The organism is Kineosporia succinea (genome assembly GCF_030811555.1).
In the GTDB taxonomy this organism is placed as follows: Bacteria; Actinomycetota; Actinomycetes; order Actinomycetales; family Kineosporiaceae; genus Kineosporia; species Kineosporia succinea.
In genome coordinates, this window is the sequence record NZ_JAUSQZ010000001.1 from 1,814,624 (window position 1) to 1,833,768 (window position 19,145).

The 19,145-nt window shown below is 70.0% G+C and carries 17 protein-coding genes; 6 read left to right on the top strand and 11 right to left on the bottom strand.

Annotated features, from left to right (window positions below):
• Window positions 1-41: 41 nt before the first annotated feature.
• The 6 genes from J2S57_RS08010 to J2S57_RS08035 form a co-directional block, all read right to left on the bottom strand.
• Window positions 42-557 (bottom strand): chemotaxis protein CheX, encoded by a 516-nt coding sequence (locus tag J2S57_RS08010; protein ID WP_307240043.1) that lies wholly within the window; start codon window positions 555-557, stop codon window positions 42-44.
• Window positions 554-1,381 carry a CheR family methyltransferase gene (locus J2S57_RS08015; RefSeq protein WP_307240044.1) on the bottom strand — a complete coding sequence of 276 codons (828 nt, stop codon included), beginning with the start codon at window positions 1,379-1,381 and terminating at the stop codon, window positions 554-556. Before J2S57_RS08015 ends, J2S57_RS08010 begins: the two co-directional genes overlap by 4 nt.
• Before the next feature lie 43 nt (window positions 1,382-1,424).
• Window positions 1,425-1,796 (bottom strand): response regulator, encoded by a 372-nt coding sequence (locus J2S57_RS08020; protein ID WP_307240046.1) that lies wholly within the window; start codon window positions 1,794-1,796, stop codon window positions 1,425-1,427.
• 64 nt (window positions 1,797-1,860) lie between these two features.
• On the bottom strand, window positions 1,861-3,537 hold the full coding sequence (locus J2S57_RS08025; RefSeq protein WP_307240048.1) for a methyl-accepting chemotaxis protein: 1,677 nt from the start codon (window positions 3,535-3,537) through the stop codon (window positions 1,861-1,863).
• 313 nt (window positions 3,538-3,850) lie between these two features.
• Window positions 3,851-5,497, bottom strand: a complete 1,647-nt coding sequence (locus J2S57_RS08030) for a methyl-accepting chemotaxis protein (RefSeq protein WP_307240050.1) — start codon at window positions 5,495-5,497, stop codon at window positions 3,851-3,853.
• A gap of 247 nt (window positions 5,498-5,744) precedes the next feature.
• On the bottom strand, window positions 5,745-7,907 hold the full coding sequence (locus J2S57_RS08035; protein WP_307240052.1) for an MMPL family transporter: 2,163 nt from the start codon (window positions 7,905-7,907) through the stop codon (window positions 5,745-5,747).
• A 179-nt stretch (window positions 7,908-8,086) separates the two neighbouring features.
• Here J2S57_RS08035 and J2S57_RS08040 point away from each other — a divergent pair, with 179 nt between their 5' ends.
• The 4 genes from J2S57_RS08040 (at window position 8,087) to J2S57_RS08055 (ending at window position 12,608) form a co-directional block, all read left to right on the top strand.
• Entirely contained in the window at window positions 8,087-8,722 is a 636-nt protein-coding gene (locus J2S57_RS08040; protein ID WP_307240054.1) for a TetR/AcrR family transcriptional regulator, read from the top strand.
• 81 nt (window positions 8,723-8,803) lie between these two features.
• Window positions 8,804-9,043, top strand: coding sequence for a DUF3311 domain-containing protein (locus J2S57_RS08045; RefSeq protein ID WP_307240056.1), 240 nt, complete (start codon window positions 8,804-8,806; stop codon window positions 9,041-9,043).
• The gene (gene mctP, locus J2S57_RS08050) at window positions 9,043-10,689 is read left to right on the top strand and encodes a monocarboxylate uptake permease MctP (RefSeq protein WP_307240058.1); all 1,647 of its coding nucleotides are present in this window, start codon (window positions 9,043-9,045) and stop codon (window positions 10,687-10,689) included. The genes J2S57_RS08045 and mctP overlap by 1 nt, the downstream gene beginning before the upstream one ends.
• 98 nt (window positions 10,690-10,787) lie before the next feature.
• The gene (locus J2S57_RS08055) at window positions 10,788-12,608 is read left to right on the top strand and encodes a DEAD/DEAH box helicase (RefSeq protein WP_307240060.1); all 1,821 of its coding nucleotides are present in this window, start codon (window positions 10,788-10,790) and stop codon (window positions 12,606-12,608) included.
• A gap of 65 nt (window positions 12,609-12,673) precedes the next feature.
• On the opposite strand, the gene J2S57_RS08060 is transcribed toward J2S57_RS08055, so the two are convergent.
• The gene (locus tag J2S57_RS08060) at window positions 12,674-13,438 is read right to left on the bottom strand and encodes an NUDIX hydrolase (RefSeq protein ID WP_307240062.1); all 765 of its coding nucleotides are present in this window, start codon (window positions 13,436-13,438) and stop codon (window positions 12,674-12,676) included.
• 67 nt (window positions 13,439-13,505) lie between these two features.
• Between J2S57_RS08060 and J2S57_RS08065 the strand changes: the two genes are divergently transcribed.
• A complete protein-coding gene (locus J2S57_RS08065; RefSeq protein ID WP_307240064.1) occupies window positions 13,506-14,087 on the top strand; it encodes a suppressor of fused domain protein in 582 nt (193 codons plus the stop codon).
• Window positions 14,084-14,866, top strand: coding sequence for a sulfite exporter TauE/SafE family protein (locus J2S57_RS08070; protein ID WP_307240066.1), 783 nt, complete (start codon window positions 14,084-14,086; stop codon window positions 14,864-14,866). The genes J2S57_RS08065 and J2S57_RS08070 overlap by 4 nt, the downstream gene beginning before the upstream one ends.
• Before the next feature lie 67 nt (window positions 14,867-14,933).
• On the opposite strand, the gene J2S57_RS08075 is transcribed toward J2S57_RS08070, so the two are convergent.
• The 4 genes from J2S57_RS08075 to J2S57_RS08090 are packed head-to-tail and all read right to left on the bottom strand — an operon-like array spanning window position 14,934 to window position 18,909.
• The gene (locus J2S57_RS08075) at window positions 14,934-16,019 is read right to left on the bottom strand and encodes an ABC transporter ATP-binding protein (protein WP_307240068.1); all 1,086 of its coding nucleotides are present in this window, start codon (window positions 16,017-16,019) and stop codon (window positions 14,934-14,936) included.
• A 1-nt stretch (window position 16,020) separates the two neighbouring features.
• A complete protein-coding gene (locus J2S57_RS08080) occupies window positions 16,021-16,905 on the bottom strand; it encodes an ABC transporter permease (protein ID WP_307240071.1) in 885 nt (294 codons plus the stop codon).
• Window positions 16,893-17,786 carry an ABC transporter permease gene (locus J2S57_RS08085; RefSeq protein ID WP_307240073.1) on the bottom strand — a complete coding sequence of 298 codons (894 nt, stop codon included), beginning with the start codon at window positions 17,784-17,786 and terminating at the stop codon, window positions 16,893-16,895. The genes J2S57_RS08080 and J2S57_RS08085 overlap by 13 nt, the downstream gene beginning before the upstream one ends.
• A 4-nt stretch (window positions 17,787-17,790) precedes the next feature.
• Window positions 17,791-18,909: an ABC transporter substrate-binding protein gene (locus tag J2S57_RS08090; protein ID WP_370882596.1), complete on the bottom strand. Its 1,119-nt coding sequence runs from the start codon at window positions 18,907-18,909 to the stop codon at window positions 17,791-17,793.
• Window positions 18,910-19,145 lie beyond the last annotated feature (236 nt).

The following is a 19,145-nucleotide window of genomic DNA, read 5'->3' on the forward strand; positions in this document are numbered from 1 at the left end:
AATCGGCCGGCACCCCCGTGCAGGGAGTGCCGGCCGATGTTCTAGACGCCTGCGGCGGCGTGCTGGGCCGAACCCGAGGGCCAGCGGGTCTGGGGATCGGCCGAGTGCAGCGGCATCACCACCAGTTCCACCACGTTGCCGAGCAGGCTCGCACCGGCGCGCACCGCGTCGGGCGAGTCACCCTCGTGCTCGAACGCCAGCTGCGGCGCGGGCAGCGAGAGCTGACCGTTGTGACACAGCAGCGACTTCACGTTGCCCGCCGCGATGTTGCCGAGTTCGGCGATCACGTCGAGCATGTCGTCGGGCGCCGGCTCCGCCACCCCGAGCAGGGTGGCCGCGAGCGTGGTGATGAGGTTGCCCTCGGCCCGCACGTCGACACCCAGGAAGGTGCCGTCCTCGGGGTCCTGGATCACCAGGCGGGAGACCGCCAGGCCGACGGCCGCGGGCAGCGGCTCGGGCGTCGGCTCGGCGTGCTCACCGAGGACCGAAGCGATCATCTCGACGAGCAGCATCTCCAGATCGGGCTGGGCAGAAGCCAGTTCCTCGGTGTCGATCATGATGCGCCACCTCCCTGGTGCTGGAAAACGACCGCGCGGTCAACCTCTACACGCTTCCAGTTGGGGCCGAGCGAGGGGGCGGTCTCGGCGCCGCCGAGAACCAGGTACCCACCCGGGCGCAGCACCGACCGGCAGTTCTCGATGACGCGCTTCTTGGTCGCCGCGTCGAAGTAGATCAGCACGTTCCGCAGGAAGATGATGTCGCACTGCGGATGACCGACCGGGGGCAGCGCCAGGTTGCCCCACTTGAAGGTCGCCAGGTCACGGACGTCCTTCTTGAGCACCCAGTCCCGGCCGACCTGGTCGAAGTACTTGACCAGGTAGGGCACCCGCAGACCGCGGTTGATCTCCAGCTGCGAGTACTTGCCCGCGTTCGCCCGCTCGACCATCTTGTGCGAGATGTCGGTGCCGACCACCCGGGCCTCGAAACCCGGGTTCCGGGGCAGCCAGTCGAGCAGCAGCATGGACAGCGAATAGCCCTCCTGACCGGAGGAGCAGGCCGCCGACCAGACGGTGATCTTCTTGGTCAGCGAACTCTTCGCCACATCGGGCAGCAACTGCTTGGCGAAGACGTCGAACGGGGCCGTGTCCCGGAACCACAGGGTCTCGTTGGTGGTGAGTGCGTCGATGACCGAGTCGATCAGCTTCGCGTCCCCCCGGCGCAGCCGGCCGACGAACGCACTCAGGTCACTCTCCCCGCTGGTGCGCATCAGCGGCACCAGCCTGGACTCCACCAGGTACTCCTTGCCAGGCTGCAGATCAATCGCACTGCGCTGGCGCACCAGGTCGGCCACGAAGGTGAAGTCCGTGGTCGCGATACTCATCGGGGGGATCTCCCTTCACCCACTGCTAGCTCTTGCTCCGTGCTCATCGCTCGATCAGCCCCAGCATTTCCAGCTTTTCGGCGATGACCTCGTCGGTGAACGGCTTGATCACGTACTCGTGCGCACCGGCGGCGAGTGCCCGCACGATGTTGTTCTGCTCGCTCTCGGTGGTGACCATCATCAGCACCACGTCCCGGTACTCCGGGTTCTGCCGGACCTTCTTGATGAAGGTCAGACCGTCCATGACCGGCATGTTCCAGTCCACGAGCGCGACCTCCGGCCGGGCGCCGGCGTCGAGAGCGGCCAGTGCCTCCGCCCCGTCGCCGGCCTGAACCACATCGAAGTTCAGGCCGGTGAGGAGCTTTGTCAGGATGGTCCGCATCACCCGCGAGTCGTCGACGACTAGTGCCTGCATGATCCGCCTATCTCTCTTCGTGCTGATCTCAGCTGGTCAGTGATTTCGGTTGTATTTCAGTGGTTTACAGCCGGAAGCGGGAAACCAGCTGACGTAGTTCGGCTGACAGTCCGGCGAGTTCCCCGGCGGCCTGCTCGGCCTGGGAGATGCTGTCGCTGGACGCCTGCGCCGCATGCGCCACCGAGTCCACGCTGGAGGCGATGCTGGCCGAACCCGCCGCCGCCTCGGTGATGCTCCGGGAGATCTCCGAGGTGGTGGCGGTCTGCTCCTCGACCGCCGAGGCGATCGTGGTCTGGTAGGAGTTGACGTCCTCGATCGTCTGCGAGATGCGGGCGATCGCGTCGACGGCCTCCTGGGTGTCACCCTGGATCGTCTCCACGCGGCGGGAGATGTCCTCCGTGGCGCGAGCCGTTTCCTGGGCCAGCTGCTTGACCTCCTCCGCCACCACCGCGAAGCCCTTGCCGGCCTCCCCGGCGCGGGCGGCCTCGATGGTCGCGTTCAGGGCCAGCAGGTTGGTCTGCTCGGCGATCGAGGTGATCGCCTTGACCACGTTGCCGATCTCGACGCTGGAGTCACCGAGCTTGGCCACCGTGGCGCGGGCCGTGACGGCCTCGTTCACGGCGCTGGCGGCGACCCGCACGGCCTCGGCCGACGACGAGGCGATCTCACGGATGCTCGCCTCCATCTCCTCGGTGCCCGCGGCAACGGTCTGAACGTTTCCGGACACCTCGGTCGCGGTGCCGGCCAGGCTGGAGGCCTGGTGCGAGGTGGCGTCCGCGTTCGAGGAGATCTGCCCGGCGATCGAGCCGAGGCTGCGCGAGGAGTCGCTGAGGGTGCCCGAGGTGCCGTTGATCTGGATCATCGCCGAGCGCAGCGAGACACTGGCGTCGTTGAGGGCCCGGGCCATCTGACCCACCTCGTCGCGGCTGTTCACGTCGGCGGTGGAGGTCAGATCACCCTCGGCCAGCGAGACCAGGGCGTCCCGCAGGCGGTTGACCGGGCCGGACACCATCCGGGCGATGAACAGGCCGAGACCGAACAGCACCAGGGCGCCGACGATCGTGATGGCCCAGATCCGGAACACGGCACCGTGGGCGTCGGAGGCGGACTGGGTGACCTGGTCGGACATGGTCTGGTCGAGGTTGTTCACGATCGCGGCGATCTGGTCGCGCACCACGTCGGCGATCGGGTCGAACTCCGCGTTGGCCTTGGCCGTGTAGGCGTCGAGCTGGCGGATGTTCAGGTTCAGGTTCGACGCGGTGGGCTGGAGCTGCTGTTCCCAGAGCTGCCAGGACTGCTCGGCCGCGGGGATCAGCTTGTTGTTCAGCGTGTCCAGGTCGGAGGCCGACAGCGGCATGGTGCCGAGCTGCTTCCAGGCGGCGAGGGCGTCGTCGTAGTTGCCCTTCGCGTTCTCGAGGGCCTTGTCCCGGCCTTCGGCGTTCTGGGCCATCGCGGTGGTGTAGACGTAGCGGCGGAAGGCGCTGTAGTCCGACCGGGTGCCGAGGATCAGGGTGCTGGCCTCGGCGGTGTCGTTGACGATGCTCTCCCCGGTCTTCTGCACGCTGCTCACGGCGGTCTGCCCGGTCAGGCCGACCAGGGCCGTCAGCACCACGGCAACCCCGGCGAGAATGAGGATCTTGGCCCCGATCCGGAGGTCCGCGACGAACCGGAGGGGGGTGGAGCGGCCGGTGGGGGTCCCGGCCACGGTGCGCGACGTGAAGATGTCGCTGGCGGCTGTCATGGGAGGTGGTCCTACTACCTTCCGTCGGCACGGCCGTGGGAGGCGGCCGGCAGTTCGGGGGGATGGCGCTCTGCGGGGAGGGGGTCGGAGCGTGGTGCTGTTCGTGGTGTGTGCGGTGGATCTGTGCCTGCGTCTTTGCGTGCGGTGCTGCGGGTCGGGACCGGCCGCCAGGACTGCCTGGCGGATCGGTTCGTCCAGACCCCATCGGCAGCGGATCGGCACGACTGAAATACTCAGCGTGGCCATGGTTCATGTCTGTGTCACCGACTCACCCGGACAGGTGCTCCGGCACGGGTGCAGTGTCAGCACTGGGTCACAGCCGGAACCGGGAGACGAGCTGGCGTAGTTCGGCCGACAGCCCGGCCAGCTCCCCCGCTGCCTGCTCGGCCTGGGAGATGCTCGCGCTGGAGGCCTGCGCGGCCTGGGCCACCGAGTCGACGCTGCCGGCGATGCTGACCGATCCGGCGGCGGCCTCGGTGATGCTGCGCGTGATCTCGGACGTGGTGGCGGTCTGCTCCTCCACGGCCGAGGCGATCGTGGTCTGGTAGGAGTTGACGTCCTCGATCGTCTGCGAGATGCGGGCGATCGCGTCGACGGCCTCCTGGGTGTCACCCTGGATCGTCTCCACGCGGCGGGAGATGTCCTCCGTGGCGCGAGCCGTTTCCTGGGCCAGCTGCTTGACCTCCTCCGCCACCACCGCGAAGCCCTTGCCGGCCTCCCCGGCGCGGGCGGCCTCGATGGTCGCGTTCAGGGCCAGCAGGTTGGTCTGCTCGGCGATCGAGGTGATCGCCTTGACCACGTTGCCGATCTCGACGCTGGAGTCACCGAGCTTCGCCACGGTCGCCCGGGCGGTCATCGCCTCGTTCACCGCGCTGGCCGCGACCCGCACGGCCTCGGCCGACGACGAGGCGATCTCACGGATGCTCGCCTCCATCTCCTCGGTGCCGGCCGCGACCGTCTGCACGCTGCTCGAGACCTCACCGGCGGTGCCCGCCAGGCCGGACGCCTGGCCGGACGTGGCGTCGGCGTTCTCGGCGATGCGCGAGGAGATGGCGCTCAGGCTGCGCGAGCTGTCCTGCAGCGTGCCCGAGGTGCCGTTGATCTGGATCATCGCCGACCGCAGCGACACCGTGGCCTCGTTGAGATCCTGGGCCATCTGGCCGATCTCGTCACGGCTGTCGACGTCCGCGACCGCCGTCAGGTCCCCCTCGGCGAGCGCCTTGAGCGACTGCCGCAACCGGTTCACCGGGGAGGACACCAGACGGGCCACGAGCAGGCCGATCCCGAAGACGAGCAGGGCACCGACCACCGTGAGCACCCAGATCCGCACGGTGGCGCCGCGGGCGTCCGCACCGGACCGGTCCACCTGCTCGGACATGGAGGCATCGAGGAGCTTGGTGAGCGCGGTGTTGCCGTCGAGGAACTTCTGCACGGCGTCACCGAAGTCACCGTCCATCGAGGCGACGTAGGCGTTGATCTGCGCCCGGGTGAGGTTCAGCGCCGCGGCGGGCTGGAGCTGCTCGCTCCAGATCTGCCAGACCCCGTCCAGGCCGGGAAGGATCTCCTGCTCCAGGACGGTGCGTTCCGCGTCCGAGAGCTCCATCCCCTGAAGCTCTTTCATCGCGTCCCGGACCTCGGTCCAGTTCTCCTCGGCACCCGCCACCGCGCCGTCACGCTCTTCCGCGTTCTGGGCGACGGCGACGGCCAGGACCTGGCGACGGAAACCGCTGAAGTTGGAGCGGGAGCGGATCACCATCTGGCTCTGCGCGGCGGTGACGTTCACGATGCGCTCGCCGGTCTCCTGCACACCGCCCACCGCGAGGTGTCCGGTGACTCCCACCGCAGCGGTGAGGATGACCGAGAAGATGGCCAGGACAAGAACTTTGACGCCGATCCGGAGATCGGCGAGCAGCCGCAGCGGACTGCGCCGGGAGGGCGCGCCGGGGGTGGGGACGGTCATGGCGGGGTCCAGGGCCTTCCGGATTTCGGCTCCCGGGCGCGGGGGCGTCCGGGTTCTCGAGCGAGTCGGGGGGTCGGTCCGTGCGGACCGTCACCACTTCATCGTCCGGTTGGCCGCCAACTGAATACCCAGTCGATGACACAAGTTACGCAAGGTTCGGTGATCACTCGATCGGCGGTGGCCGACCCTCCGGCCAACGCCTGCAGGCCCGCCCGGACGGGACGGGCCTGCAGGGTTCAGCCAGAGATCAGACCGGGCTGGGGGCCTTCTCCTGCTGGAGTTTCTTCTCGAGCCCCTCACCCTCGACGTCGAAGTGCGGGAGCAGCCGGTCGAGCCACCGGGGGATCCACCAGGCCGAGTTGCCGAGCAGCGCGAGCACGGCCGGCACGAAGATCATCCGCACCACGAACGCGTCGACGAACACCCCGACGGCGAGCGCCAGCGCGATCGGCTTGATGTTGGCGTCACCCTCGGGCACGAAGGCGGTGAACACCGAGACCATGATCAGCGCGGCGGCCGTGACCACCCGGGAGCCGCTGGCGTAGCCGGTGCGCAGGGCCTTGCGGGCGTCGCCGCCGTTGTGCACGAACTCCTCACGGATGCGGGCCACCAGGAACACCTCGTAGTCCATGGCCAGGCCGAAGAGCACGCCCATCAGGATGATCGGCATGAAGCTGATGACCGGGCCCTCGCGCTGCACGCCGAGCAGACCGGACAGCCAGCCCCACTCGAACACGGCGGTGACCGCACCGAACGAGGCGCCGACCGAGAGCAGGTAGCCGAGGGCGGCCTTGACCGGGACGGCGACCGAGCGGAACACGGCGCCGAGCAGGATCAGGGAGAGGCCGACGACAGCGATGCCGAAGGGCAGCAGGGCGTCACGGAGACGGTCGGAGATGTCGATGGCGATCGCGGTCTGGCCGGTGACGCCGAGCGTGACGCCGTACTTCTGCGCGATCGCGGTGTCGTCCCGCACCTCTTTCACGAGGTCGGAGGTGACGACTGAGGACGCGCTGCCCTGGGGGACCAGGGCGACGACGGCGAGGTCGCCGGTCGAGTTCACGGCGGCCGAGCTGACGCCGGCCACCCCCTCGAGGCCGGAGAGGTCCTGGGCCAGGCCGGCCAGGACGGCCTGCGGGTCGGTGCCTTCCGGGAGGTCGGCGGTGACCAGCAGCGGGGCGTTGGCCCCGGCGCCGAAGTGGTCGGCCACCAGGTCGAACGCCTGGCGCTGGGTGGTGTCGGACGCGGCGGCGCCGTTGTCGGTCAGGGCGAGGCGGAGGTCCTTGGCCGGGATCGCGAGGGCGCCGACGGCGACCACGACGAGGAGGACGGTGACCACGGGGACGCGGATGACGGTGCTGAGCCAGGAGTTGGCGAAGCGGTGCCGCTCCTGAGCGCCCCCGGCCTTGGGCGCCAGACGAGCCCCCAGGAACCCGAACAGCGCCGGCAGCAGGGTGAGTGCGACGAGTACCGCGACCAGCACGGCCCCGGCCGCGGCCACCCCCATGACGGTGAGGAACGGGATGCGGGCGACGGCCAGGCCGATCAGGGCGATGATCACGGTGATCCCGGCGAACACCACGGCGGACCCGGCCTTGGCCACGGCCCGGGCGGCCGACTCCTCCGGGTCGAGCCCCTCGCGCAGCTGGTCGCGATGGCGGGAGACGATCAGCAGGGCGTAGTCGATGCCCACCGCCAGGCCGATCATCAGCGCGAGCAGCGGCACCGTGCTGGAGATGTCGAGCACCGGGGTGAACAGCCAGATCGCGGCCATCGTGGCGCCGACACCGAGCAGCGCGGTGAGCAGCGGCAGCCCGGCGGCCAGGAACGAGCCGAAGGTGACGATCAGGACGACGAGCGCGACCACCACGCCGATGCCCTCGGTCGGGGTGACCGACGGGAGCGACACCGCGAAGACCTCGCCACCGAACTCGACCTGACCACCCGCGTCCTCGATCGGCTGGGCGGCCTTCTCGATGGCCTCGCGCAGGGTGTCGGAGTCGGAGCGCCAGTCGGCCTCGACCTGCACCGTGCCGAGGGCGACCTGCCGATCGGCGGAGATCGCTCCCTGCACCTGCTCGTTGTACGGGTCGACGACGGCGGTGACCCCGTCGACCTTGGAGATCGCCAGCAGAGAGGCCTGAACGGCCTTCTGGAAGGTGGGATCGGTGACGTCGGAGGCGACCGCGACGACCTGGGCCTGACCGCCGGCCAGCTCCGGGAACCGGTCGCCGAGCGTGTCGAGCGCCTCCTGCGAGGCCGTGCCGGGGATCCGGAACTCCTCGCTGGTGCCGGTTCCCAGGGTGGCGGCGCCGGCGGCCAGGCCGGCCAGCAGCAGCACCCACACACCGACGACGACCAGGCGCCCCCGGTAGGCGCGCCGGCCGAGCGCATAGAGCAGCGTGGACATACGTGTACTCCCATCAGCGCCCGGGGCAGAGGGCGGCTGAGCAGCTTCGATACAGGGTTGTATTGAATACAGTAGTGTATTGAAAGCGGGATGCCCACCCGGGATGCACCACCGGGGCGGCCTTCTGGGAGAAACTGGCAGCCCCGACCACCGAACCTGCCGACCACCGAGGAACCACCGTGACCGAGACCGAGCCGACCCCGCGGATCAGCACCCGCCGGGCCGCCACCCGCCGGCGCCTGCTCGCCGCCGCGAGCACGGTCGTCGCCGAGCGCGGCGTGAACGGCGCCAGCGTCGAGAGCATCTGCGAGGAGGCCGGTTTCACCCGCGGCGCGTTCTACTCGAACTTCGAGAGCAAGGAAGCCCTCCTCAACGCACTGATGGAGGCCAAGCACCAGGTGCTGCTCGACGGCATCCGGGCGATCCTCGACTCCGAGCCCACCCAGGACGCACCCGACGTGATCGACGACCTGGTCGGCCGGGTGCTGGCCGCGTACCCCCTCGACCGGGAGTCGCGGCTCGTGGAGAGCGAGATCGGGCTCTACATGATCCGTAACCCCGAGCACGCGCCGGCCCTGCTGACGGCCATGGCCCCGTTCCGCGCGGAGCTGGCCCGGCTGGTGCTGCAGGGTCTCGACCGGGCCGGGCGGCGGCTCACGGTCGACGTGGAGGACGCCCTCAACGCACTGATCTCGGGGTACGAGACCGGGACCACCGATCTGTGGATCTCCTCGGCCTCCGGCCGCCCCGAGGATCCGGACGTCTGCCGTCGCACCCTCACCATCATCATCAAGGCGATTTCCGAACCAATCTGATCCAGGTTCTTGGCGGACAAACTGTGACCTGATAGACAGTCCCTCGCCTCTGCCGAAAACGTCAGCGAGGGGAAGCAGACAGTGACGTCTCCAGAAACCCCGGAAGAGCCGCCGGCCGATCTACCCCACCGTGACGATCACAGTCACTGGAACTGGCTCCTGCTCGTCCCGATCGTGATCCCGCTCTGCACGCCGCTGTTCAACCACGACACCCCGAAACTGCTCGACTTCCCGCTGTTCTACTGGCTGCAGCTGGGTTTCGTGCTCCTCGGGGTCGGGTGCACGGCGATCGTCTACAACAAGACGAAGCGGAGGGACTGATGCCCAGCGCTTCCGACCACGTCGTCGAAATCGTCGTCTTCGTCCTCCTGTTCACCCTGGTGTCGGTGATGGGGTTCGTCGCCGCCCGCTGGCGACGCGCCGACTCGCTCGACCATCTCGACGAATGGGGGCTCGGCGGGCGCAATTTCGGCGCCTGGATCACCTGGTTCCTGCTCGGCGGCGACCTCTACACGGCCTACACCTTCGTGGCCGTGCCGGCTCTGGTGTTCTCGTCCGGGGCCATCGGCTTCTACGCCGTGCCCTACACGATCCTCATCTACCCGATGGCCTTCCTGGTGCTCACCCGGCTCTGGTCGGTGAGTTACCGACACGGGTACGTGACCCCGGCCGACTTCGTGCGCGGCCGATTCGGCTCACCCACCCTGGCACTGCTGGTCGCGATCACCGGCATCGTCGCCACCATGCCGTACATCGCGCTGCAGCTGGTCGGCATCGAGGCGGTGCTGAAGGTGATGGGCGTGCACGGGCACCTGCCGATCATCATCGCGTTCCTGATTCTGGCGCTCTACACCTACAACTCGGGTCTGCGGGCGCCCGCCCTGATCGCGTTCGTGAAGGACACGCTGATCTACCTGGTGATCATCGTCGCCGTCATCGTGATCCCCTACAAGCTCGGCGGCTGGAGCGTCATCTTCGGCAGCGCCGAGGCGGCCCTGTCACAGCCGAACCCCAACACCGGCCTGCCGAGAGGCAGCACCCTGCTCAACGCCAACAACCAGCTGCAGTACATCACCCTGGCCCTCGGCTCGGCCCTGGCGCTGTTCCTGTACCCGCACTCGCTCACCAGCGTGCTGGCGGCCAAGAACCGCGACACGATCAAGAAGAACATGTCGGCCCTGCCGGCCTACAGCTTCCTGCTCGGGCTGATCGCGCTCCTGGGCTACATGGCCCTGGCCGCGGGCATCAAACCGGTCACCAGCGACGGCAAGGCCGACACCAACACGATCGTGCCGCAGCTGTTCGACCAGATGTTCCCGAGCTGGTTCACCGGCGTCGCGTTCGCCGCCATCGGTATCGGCGCGCTGGTGCCGGCGGCGATCATGTCGATCGCCGCGGCCAACCTGTTCACCCGCAACGTCTACAAGGAGTACCTGCGCAAGGACGCGACGCCGAAGCAGGAGGCGTCGGTCAGCAAGATCACCTCGCTGGTGGTCAAGCTCGGGGCGGTCGCGGTGATCCTCTTCCTCGACCCGCAGTTCGCCATCGACCTGCAGCTGATCGGCGGAGTCCTGATCCTGCAGACGCTGCCGGCCGTGGCCCTCGGGGTGTACACCCGCTGGCTGCACCCGTGGGCCCTCAGCACCGGCCTGATCGCCGGGCTGGCCGTCGGGATCGGGATGCTCTACCAGATCCCCAACCCGAACAACGGCAAGGAGCACTTCGGCGGATCGGCCTACAAGCTGTCGCTGGCCGGTCTCGACAGCGACAAGCAGATCTATGTCGGATTCGTGGCGGTCCTGGCCAACCTGCTGGTCGCCGTCGTGCTCACCCTGGTTCTGCGGCAGGTGGGTGCACCTGACACCCCGGACGCCACCCAGGCGGGTGACTACACGGTCGACCGGGCCCCCGCGACGCCCCCTCCGGCCGCCTCCGGGGAGGTCGGGCAGACCAGCAGCAGTGGGTGACGAGACAAAGCAGCAGCACACACGCGGCCCCCGGGACAAGTCGGCTCCCGGGGGCCGCGTTGTGCACGAAGGCCCCGGCCTCCGTAGATTGGTGGGCGATGAACAACGATCCCGCCGTCCGCGACACGCCGGAAGACCCCGCGGACTCCCCCGAAACCACCTCCGAGGCCGTGCGTGACGAGGCGCCGGGCGAGGCCCTGCCCACGTTCGCCGACCTCGGGATCGACGAGCGGGTGCTGCGCGCGCTCAGCGAAGTCGGCTACGAAATGCCCTCCCCCATCCAGGCCGCGGCGATCCCGCCGCTGATGGAGGGGCGCCACCTGGTCGGGCTCGCGCAGACCGGCACGGGTAAGACCGCTGCCTTCGCGCTGCCCGTGCTCAGCCGTATCGACCTGACGCAGCGCGCCCCGCAGGCGCTCGTCCTGGCCCCCACGCGCGAACTGGCGCTGCAGGTGGCCGAGGCCTTCGGCCGGTACTCCCACCACATCCCCGGGCTCAACGTGCTGCCGATCTACGGCGGCCAGAGCTACGGCGTCCAGCTCGCCGGCCTCAAGCGCGGCGCGCACATCGTCGTCGGTACGCCCGGGCGGGTGATCGACCACCTGGAGAAGCGCACGCTCGACCTGTCCCAGCTGAAGTACCTGGTGCTGGACGAGGCCGACGAGATGCTCCAGATGGGCTTCCAGGAAGACGTCGAGACGATCCTGGCGACCACGCCGGAGGAGAAGCAGGTCGCCCTGTTCTCCGCCACGATGCCGCCGCAGATCCGCCGCATCTCCAAGCGGTACCTCACCGACGCCGCCGAGATCACGGTGGCGAACCGCACGGTGACCTCGACCAACACCCGGCAGCGCTACATCTTCGTGGGCCACCAGCAGAAGCTGGACGCCCTCACCCGGGTGCTCGAGGTCGAGTCCTTCGAAGCCATGATCATCTTCGTGCGCACCAAGCAGGCCACCGAGGAACTCGCCGAGCGCCTGCGCTCGCGCGGCTTCTCCGCCGCCGCCATCAACGGCGACCTGGCCCAGCAGCAGCGTGAGCGCACGATCGGCCAGCTCAAGTCCGGTCAGCTCGACATCCTGGTGGCCACCGACGTGGCCGCCCGCGGTCTCGACGTCGACCGGATCACCCACGTCGTCAACTACGACATCCCGCACGACAGCGAGTCGTACGTGCACCGCATCGGCCGCACCGGCCGGGCCGGGCGCTCGGGCGAGGCGCTGCTGTTCGTCACGCCGCGCGAGAAGCGTCTGCTCGGCTCGATCGAGCGGGCCACCCGCTCGACGATCGAGGAGATGCCGCTCCCGAGCGCCGACGACGTGAACTCGACCCGCGTGGGCAAGTTCACCGACTCGATCAAGGCGAACCTGGAGAGCCCCGAGGCGGCCGTCTTCCGCGGCCTGATCGAGGAGTTCATCGCCGAGCACGACGTGCCCGCCGCCGACGTGGCTGCGGCCCTGGCCGTGATCGCCCAGGACGGCAAGTCGTTCCTGCTGCCGCCCGACCCGCCGCCGTCGGCCCGCCGGCCCGCCCGGGAGCCCGCCGGCGCCCGAGGGGCCCGGGGTGCGGCTCCCCGGGTCGCCGGCCCGCGTCGCCCCCGTGGTGACGTGCCCCTGGCCACCTACCGGATCGCGGTCGGCCGCCGGCACCGGGTCCAGCCCGGCGCCATCGTCGGTGCGATCGCCAACGAGGGTGGTCTGGGCCGGTCCGACTTCGGCCACATCGACATCCAGGCCGACCACACGCTGGTCGAGCTGCCCGCGAACCTGTCGCGGGAGACCGTCGAGGCGCTCACCCAGACCCGGATCTCGGGCAAGCTGATCCAGCTGACCAAGACCGACGGCGCGGCTCCCCAGCGCCAGCGGGGCAACTTCGAGAACCGCCCGCCGAAGTTCCGCAAGTCCTACCCGAGCAAATAGCAGACGCCGCCGGGCCCGGTCACCGACACACCGTCGGCGACCGGGCCCTGCGCGTTGTCAGATTCTCAGGGCCGGATCAGCACCACGCGCCCGTCCACGATCTCGAACCGCGGCAGCACCGTGGTGATCTCCCGGTCGGCGGCGAGCACCGACGCCACCGTGGCGTGCCCGGCCAGATCGGTCAGCGCGGCCCGGGTGGGTGCCATCAGCGTCAGGTCGCTCTCGAGGGCCCGGGCCGGGGTGATCCAGACCCGCCGGTCGGCCTCGGTGCCCACCTCGCGCGGCTGCGCGCCCGGCGGCAGCGCGGCGGCGAAGAACCAGGTGTCGTAACGACGCGGCTCCAGCTCCGGGGTGATCCAGTGCTGCAGCGGCGCGAGCAGGTCGGCCCGCAGGGTGAGCCGGTGCCGGGCGAACAGGGCCGCCAGCGAGAGACGCCCGGCCTCCAGGTCCGCGCGTTCCGGCTCGGTGGGCGAGCCGTCGCCCGAGGCGAGCAGAACCCCGGTCTCCTCGAAGGTCTCGCGCACGGCGGCCCTCACCAGGGTGGACGCGGTGGTCACGTCGGTGCCCAGCCTCCCCGCCCACACGTCCCCGGAGGGGCCCGTCCACGCGTCCCCGGGCACCGCGTCCGCCGCGTCGACCGAACCGCCGGGAAACACGTACATGCCGGCCGCGAACGCCATCTTCGGCACCCGCCGCAGCAGGTAGACCTCGATCCCCTCGGCCCCGTCCCGCAGCAGCGCCACCGTGGCCGCCGCCCGGGGCCGGACCGGCTCCAGCTCCCCCGCCAGCAACGAACGGGCCCGGCGCAGGAGTTCCTCGTCCGCGTGCATCCCAGCATGGTGGCACGCACGCCCGCCCCTCGGCCGGGACGCCGGAGGCTCATGATGGAATGCGCCCGTGCCCGTCGTCACCGATCTCGTCCGTGCCCGGCTGACGGCGACGTTCCCCGGTCCCCAGGCCGCCGCGTCCGTCACCTTCCTCGGCACCACCGCGCTGACCGTGATCCGCTTCGGGCCGGACGCGTCCGGGCTGGTGCGCTACGCCACGGTCGGCGTGAGCGAGGCGCCGATGCACCCACCGACCGCCAGCGTGGTCGACCCGGTGCTCGGCCCCCGCGCCGAACTGGTGCTGAGCCTGCGCCCCGGGCGTGACGAGGTGCTGCGCACGCTCGCCGTTCTCGCCGCCACCCCGCAGGTCGAGGGCCTGGTGCTGACCGCCGGGGCCACGATCGACCTGGGGCAGCCCCTGTGGCCCGGCGCCCGGCTCAGCGCCGTGCTGCTGGGCGAGGAGGCCGGGCTGGTGCCCGATCTCGAACTGCCCGACCCGATGGAGCCCGTGCGCTTCCACCCCGTGCTGCCGATGACCGCCGACGAGGCCGCCCTGGCCCGGGCCCGCGGCGCGGCCCATCTGCGGCAGCTCTGGCTGGACGCCGGAACCGATCTGCGCGACCCGGACCGGGTGTCGGTGCTCACGAGATGACCTTCGCCCTGCTCCTGCTCGCCGGGATCGGCGGCGGGCTGTCCGGCAGCATCGCCGGGCTGGCCTCCCTGGTCAGCTACCCCGCGCTGCTGGCCACCGGCATCTCCCCGATCAGCGCCAACGTCACCAACACGGTGGCCCTGATCGCGTCCGGCGCCGGCACCCTGGCCGGCTCCCGGCCGGAGCTGCGCGGGCAGGGCACGCTGGTGCGAAAGCTGTTGCTGTGGGCCGTTCCCGGCGGCGTCGTGGGCAGCGTGCTGCTCCTGCTGACTCCCTCGGACTCGTTCGAGAAGGTGGTGCCGGTCCTGATCGGCGGGGCGGCCCTGGCCGTGCTGTTCCGCCGGCGTACCCAGGAGCTCCCGGCCGACGAGATCCCGCACACGGCCGCCGACGTCGCCGCCGACCCACCCCCGGTCGGGACGCCGAAGGCGCTGCTGGTGGGCTCTTTCGCGGTCGGGGTCTACGGAGGCTACTTCGGGGCCGCCGCCGGGGTGATGATCCTGGCCCTGGTTCTCGGCCTGACCAGCCTCAGCCTGCCGCGGGCCAGCGCCGTGCGCACCGCGGTGCTGACCGGCGCGAACGCCGTCGCCGCCCTGTATTTCGCGATCTTCGGCCCGGTGAACTGGCTCTACTGCCTGCCGCTGGCCGTGGGCTTCCTGGTCGGCGGGCGCATCGGCCCGCTCGTCGTGCGCCACGCCCCGGCCGGGCCGCTGCGGGTGCTCATCGCCCTGGCCGGACTCGGCCTGGCGGTGCATCTGGCCGTCGAGGCCTACCTCTGACGGTTCTCGAACGCAAGGACGGCACCTCGGGCGACCCGGACCGCCCGAGGTGCCACCACGTCCACCGTCAACCCGCGACGACCAGCACCGGGTCGGGCCGGAAGGCCACCCGGGCCGTGCTGCCCGCCCCGAAACCACTGGCCTGCGAGGTCGGTAGCTGGGCGAGAACCGTTCCGTGCGGCCCCAGGTCGACGGTGATCCGGCTGACCGCACCGAGGAACGACGTGGCCACGACCGACCCGATCAGCGGACCGGCCGAGCCGTCGGTCACCGGCAGCAGGTCCACCGCCTCGGGACGCACCAGCGCCACCCCGGCGCCGCTCACCGAGCCCGGGATGGCCGGCAGCGATGCCCCGAGAATGTCCACACCGGAACCGTTCACGGTCGCCGGCAGCCGGTTGGACAGGCCCACGAACTCGGCCACGAACGGCGTCGCCGGGCGGCTGTAGACCTCGGTCGGTGCCGCCAGCTGCTCCAGCCGGCCCGCGTTCATCACGCCGACCCGGTCGGCGACGGCGAGCGCCTCCTCCTGGTCGTGGGTGACGAACAGCGTGGTGATGCCGACCTCGAGCTGCACGCGCCGGATCTCGTCGCGCAGGTTCGCGCGCACCTTCGCGTCGAGGGCGGACAGCGGCTCGTCGAGCAGCAGCACGGTCGGGCGGATCGCCAGGGCACGGGCCAGGGCGACGCGCTGCTGCTGGCCGCCGGACATCTGGTGCGCGTACCGGTCGGCCTGGGCGGAGAGCCCGACCAGCTCGAGCATCTCGCCCGCGCGGCGGTTGCGCTCGGTCTCGCCGACCTTGCGCAGCCGCAGCCCGAAGGCCACGTTCTGGCGCGCGGTCATGTGCGGGAAGAGCGAGTAGGCCTGGAACACCATGCCCATGTCGCGCTTGTTGGTGGGCAGACCGGTGACGTCCTTGCCACCGACCACCACGCGTCCGCCGTCGGCGTCCTCGAGGCCGGCGAGAAGCCGCAGTGCGGTGGTCTTCCCGCAGCCGGAGGGGCCGAGCAGGGCGATGAACTCGCCCGGGTTCATGGTGAGGTCGAGGCCGTCGAGGGCGGTCACGGAGCCGTACTGGCGGCGCAGCCCCTCGAGCCGGACCTCGACGCCCGCCCGGGCGGTCTCCTGGGGCGGGGCAACGGTTTCGGTCACTTCACTTCTCCTCAGCAGCCGGAGCACCGACGCGCGCCGGGCGGCGCCGGCCGATGAACGACAGCGCGAACAGCAGCACGAAAACGAACATCAGGCAGGCCGCGGCCAGGGCGACGGAGACCCCGACGCTGGCCTGGGCCTGCAGGTTGATCGCCACCTGCAGGTTGTTGTAGTTGAGCAGCGAGGCGACGGTGAACTCGCCGAGCACCAGCGCGACCGACAGCAGCGAGGCGTTGAGCACCGCGGAGATGACGTTGGGCAGGATCACCCGCACCATCACGGTGAACCAGCTCGCCCCCAGGCTGCGGGCCGCCTCGCTCAGCGTGCGCACGTCGATGGCCTGCAGACCGGCGTCGAGCGACCGGTACATGAAGGGCATGACCAGCACGACGTAGGCGAAAGCCAGCACCAGCGGCGAGGAGTCGTAGGCGGACGGGGTGAAGTACGCGATCCACAGGTAGATCGGGCCGAGGCCGACCACCAGCACCAGCGCCGGGATGGTCAGCGGCAGCAGGCAGAGGAACTCCACCAGACGCTGCATCTTCGGCAGCCGCAGCCGCACCCAGACCATGGTCGGCACCAGCAGGGCCAGCGCCACCACCGAGGTGATCAGGGCCAGCAGCAGCGAGTCGCGCAGGGCCTTGAGCAGGTCGGGGTTGTCACCGATCGCCTTCCAGTAGTCCAGCGTGCGGGCGCCGTAGAGATCACCGGCCCGGGTGCTGAACTCGAGCAGGGCCAGCAGGGGTACCGCGAAGAACAGGCCGAACGGGATCAGCAGCAGCGAGCGCAGCAGACGCGCCCGGCGGGCCGAACGGGCCCGCAGGCCACCGGGACGCTGCTCCCGACGCTCCGGGGTCTTCGTGAGTTCACTCGTCACTGCAGCCATTTCGAGCTCCTTCGCTGCATCCACGAGTAGAGCGCCATCGCCACGGCCACCACGACCACCATGCCGAGGGCGAGGGCCTTGGCCACGTTCTCCTGGCCGAGCACCGTCTCACTGGTCATCGCCGCGCGGATCTGCAGCGGGATGATGATGCCGCCCTGGCTGATCAGCGCCGCGGCGGTGGCGTAGGCGGCGAACGCGTTGGCGAACAGCAGCAGGAACGCCCCCAGGAACGGCGGGGTGAGCAGCGGGAAGGCGACGTGCCGCCAGTAGGCCCAGCCGCTTCCGCCGAGGCTCTCGGTGGCCTCGCGCCACTGCGGTTTCACGCCGTCGAGCGCGGGCAGGAAGACCAGGACCATCAGCGGCACCTGGAAGTACAGGTAGACGACCATCAGGCCGGACAGCTCGTAGAGCCACCCGCCGGAGGCGTTCACCCCGACGTCGCGCAGCAGCAGGGTGACGACACCCTGGTTGCCGACGCTCACCATGAAGGCCATCGCGAGGGTCACGCCGCCGAACTGGGCGAGCACACCGGCGGCAGCGGTCACCGTGCGGCGCACGATGCCGTCGGCCGGGCCCTGCACCACGATGTAGGCCAGCACGGCGCCGAGCACCGCGCCGATCGCGGCGGTGGCGAACGAGAGCTGGATGCTGCGCCAGAACGCGGTGAGCACGTAGCTCTCGCCCAGCGCGCGGACGTTGGCGAGGGTCGGCTGCCCCTCCGGGGTGCCGAACGCCTGAATCACCACCAGGGCGGTGGGCAGGAGCAGGAAGAGACCGACGTAGGCCAGGAAGGGCACCACGCCGATCCAGCTGAGCGGCACCCGCCGGCCGGCCCGGGGGGACCGGCCGGCGGGGTCAGCGTCGACGGACACGGAGGTCACGGCGTCAGCCGATCGCCTTCGCCCAGTTCTCGGTCAGGAACTTCGTGGCGGTCGCGGTCTGATCCGTGGTCAGGAACACCGCTTCGCCACTGACCTCGGGCAGCTTCGCCGCGAGGTCCGCGTCGATGGTGCCGGCCGTGGTCATGGCCTCCATGCGCACCGGACGGGCGCCACCCTTGAGCCACAGGTTCTGGCCCTCGTCGGAGAACAGGAACTCCTGCCACAGGCGGGCGGCCGCCGGGTGCGGGGCGTCCTTGCTGATGGCCTGGTTGTAGTAGCTGCCCAGGACGACGCCCTCGGGCACCACGACCTTCCAGTTCTTGTTCTCGGAGGTCTGCGCGGCGTTCAGGTAGTCCCAGTCGAAGACGACCGGGGTCTCGCCGGTCTTGATGGTCGCCGGGGAGGCCTGCACGGGGACGAAGTTGCCGGCCTTCTTGAGCTCGGTGAAGAAGTCGACACCCTTGCTGATGTCGTCGGCCGAGCCGCCGTTGCCCAGCGACGCCATCGCGACACCGGCGAACGCGGCACCGGCCTGCGTCGGGTCACCGTTGAGGGCGACCGAGTTCTTGAAGTCCGAGCCGAGCAGGTCCTTCAGCGCCGAGACGCCGTTGAACTTCGACGAGTCGTAGCCGATCGACATGTAGCCGCCGTAGTCGTTGACCCAGAGGCCGGTCTGCTCCTTCTGGCTGTCCGGGATGTCTTCCCAGGTCGCGACCTTGTAGGGCGCGTACAGCGCGGTGTTGGCCAGCGTGACGGCGCCGCCCATGTCCAGCACGTCCGGGGCCGAGCTGCGGCCCTTCTCGGTCTTGACCGCGTTGATCTCGTCCTGACTGGCCGCGTCGGGCTTCGCCGAGTTGATCTTGACGCCGTACTTCGCAGTGAAGGCCGACTTGAGCTCGCCGTAGTTGGCCCAGTCGTCGGGCAGGGCGATGACGTTGAGCTCGCCCTCCTTCTTGGCCGCCTCGACCAGGGCGTCCATCCCCCCGAACTCCTCGGCGGAGGTGGCGGAGGAGGCGCTGACGCCGTCCGCACCGGTGGAGCTGCTGTCGTCGTCACTCGGCGGCGCGCAGGCGGCCAGGGCCACGATTGCGCCCACCGCCACACTCGCGCCGACTCCGCGCATGACCTTCTTCACGAGTTTCTTGCCTCCTCAGGCACTTTTGCCCCCGCGTAGTTGAACGCTGAACACAGTGACACGTTCGTTGGACGACAACCGGGGTGACGGAGCGGCGGATGGCTGACCGGATGGTAAACGGGCAAGGAATCTCCCGTCATGATCCGGACAACCTGGGCAACACACCGAGACCAACTTGTGACTAACAGCGATCGGGGCGACAGCTGCGTCGTGGTTCCTCACCG

Bases quoted from the DNA above. Each gene is read 5' to 3' on its own strand.
- J2S57_RS08010 (WP_307240043.1), bottom strand. From the start codon at position 557: ATGATCGACACCGAGGAACTGGCTTCTGCCCAGCCCGATCTGGAGATG.
- J2S57_RS08015 (WP_307240044.1), bottom strand. From the start codon at position 1,381: ATGAGTATCGCGACCACGGACTTCACCTTCGTGGCCGACCTGGTGCGC.
- J2S57_RS08020 (WP_307240046.1), bottom strand. From the start codon at position 1,796: ATGCAGGCACTAGTCGTCGACGACTCGCGGGTGATGCGGACCATCCTG.
- J2S57_RS08025 (WP_307240048.1), bottom strand. From the start codon at position 3,537: ATGACAGCCGCCAGCGACATCTTCACGTCGCGCACCGTGGCCGGGACC.
- J2S57_RS08030 (WP_307240050.1), bottom strand. From the start codon at position 5,497: ATGACCGTCCCCACCCCCGGCGCGCCCTCCCGGCGCAGTCCGCTGCGG.
- J2S57_RS08035 (WP_307240052.1), bottom strand. From the start codon at position 7,907: ATGTCCACGCTGCTCTATGCGCTCGGCCGGCGCGCCTACCGGGGGCGC.
- mctP (WP_307240058.1), top strand. From the start codon at position 9,043: ATGCCCAGCGCTTCCGACCACGTCGTCGAAATCGTCGTCTTCGTCCTC.
- J2S57_RS08055 (WP_307240060.1), top strand. From the start codon at position 10,788: ATGAACAACGATCCCGCCGTCCGCGACACGCCGGAAGACCCCGCGGAC.
- J2S57_RS08060 (WP_307240062.1), bottom strand. From the start codon at position 13,438: ATGCACGCGGACGAGGAACTCCTGCGCCGGGCCCGTTCGTTGCTGGCG.
- J2S57_RS08070 (WP_307240066.1), top strand. From the start codon at position 14,084: ATGACCTTCGCCCTGCTCCTGCTCGCCGGGATCGGCGGCGGGCTGTCC.
- J2S57_RS08080 (WP_307240071.1), bottom strand. From the start codon at position 16,905: ATGGCTGCAGTGACGAGTGAACTCACGAAGACCCCGGAGCGTCGGGAG.
- J2S57_RS08090 (WP_370882596.1), bottom strand. From the start codon at position 18,909: ATGCGCGGAGTCGGCGCGAGTGTGGCGGTGGGCGCAATCGTGGCCCTG.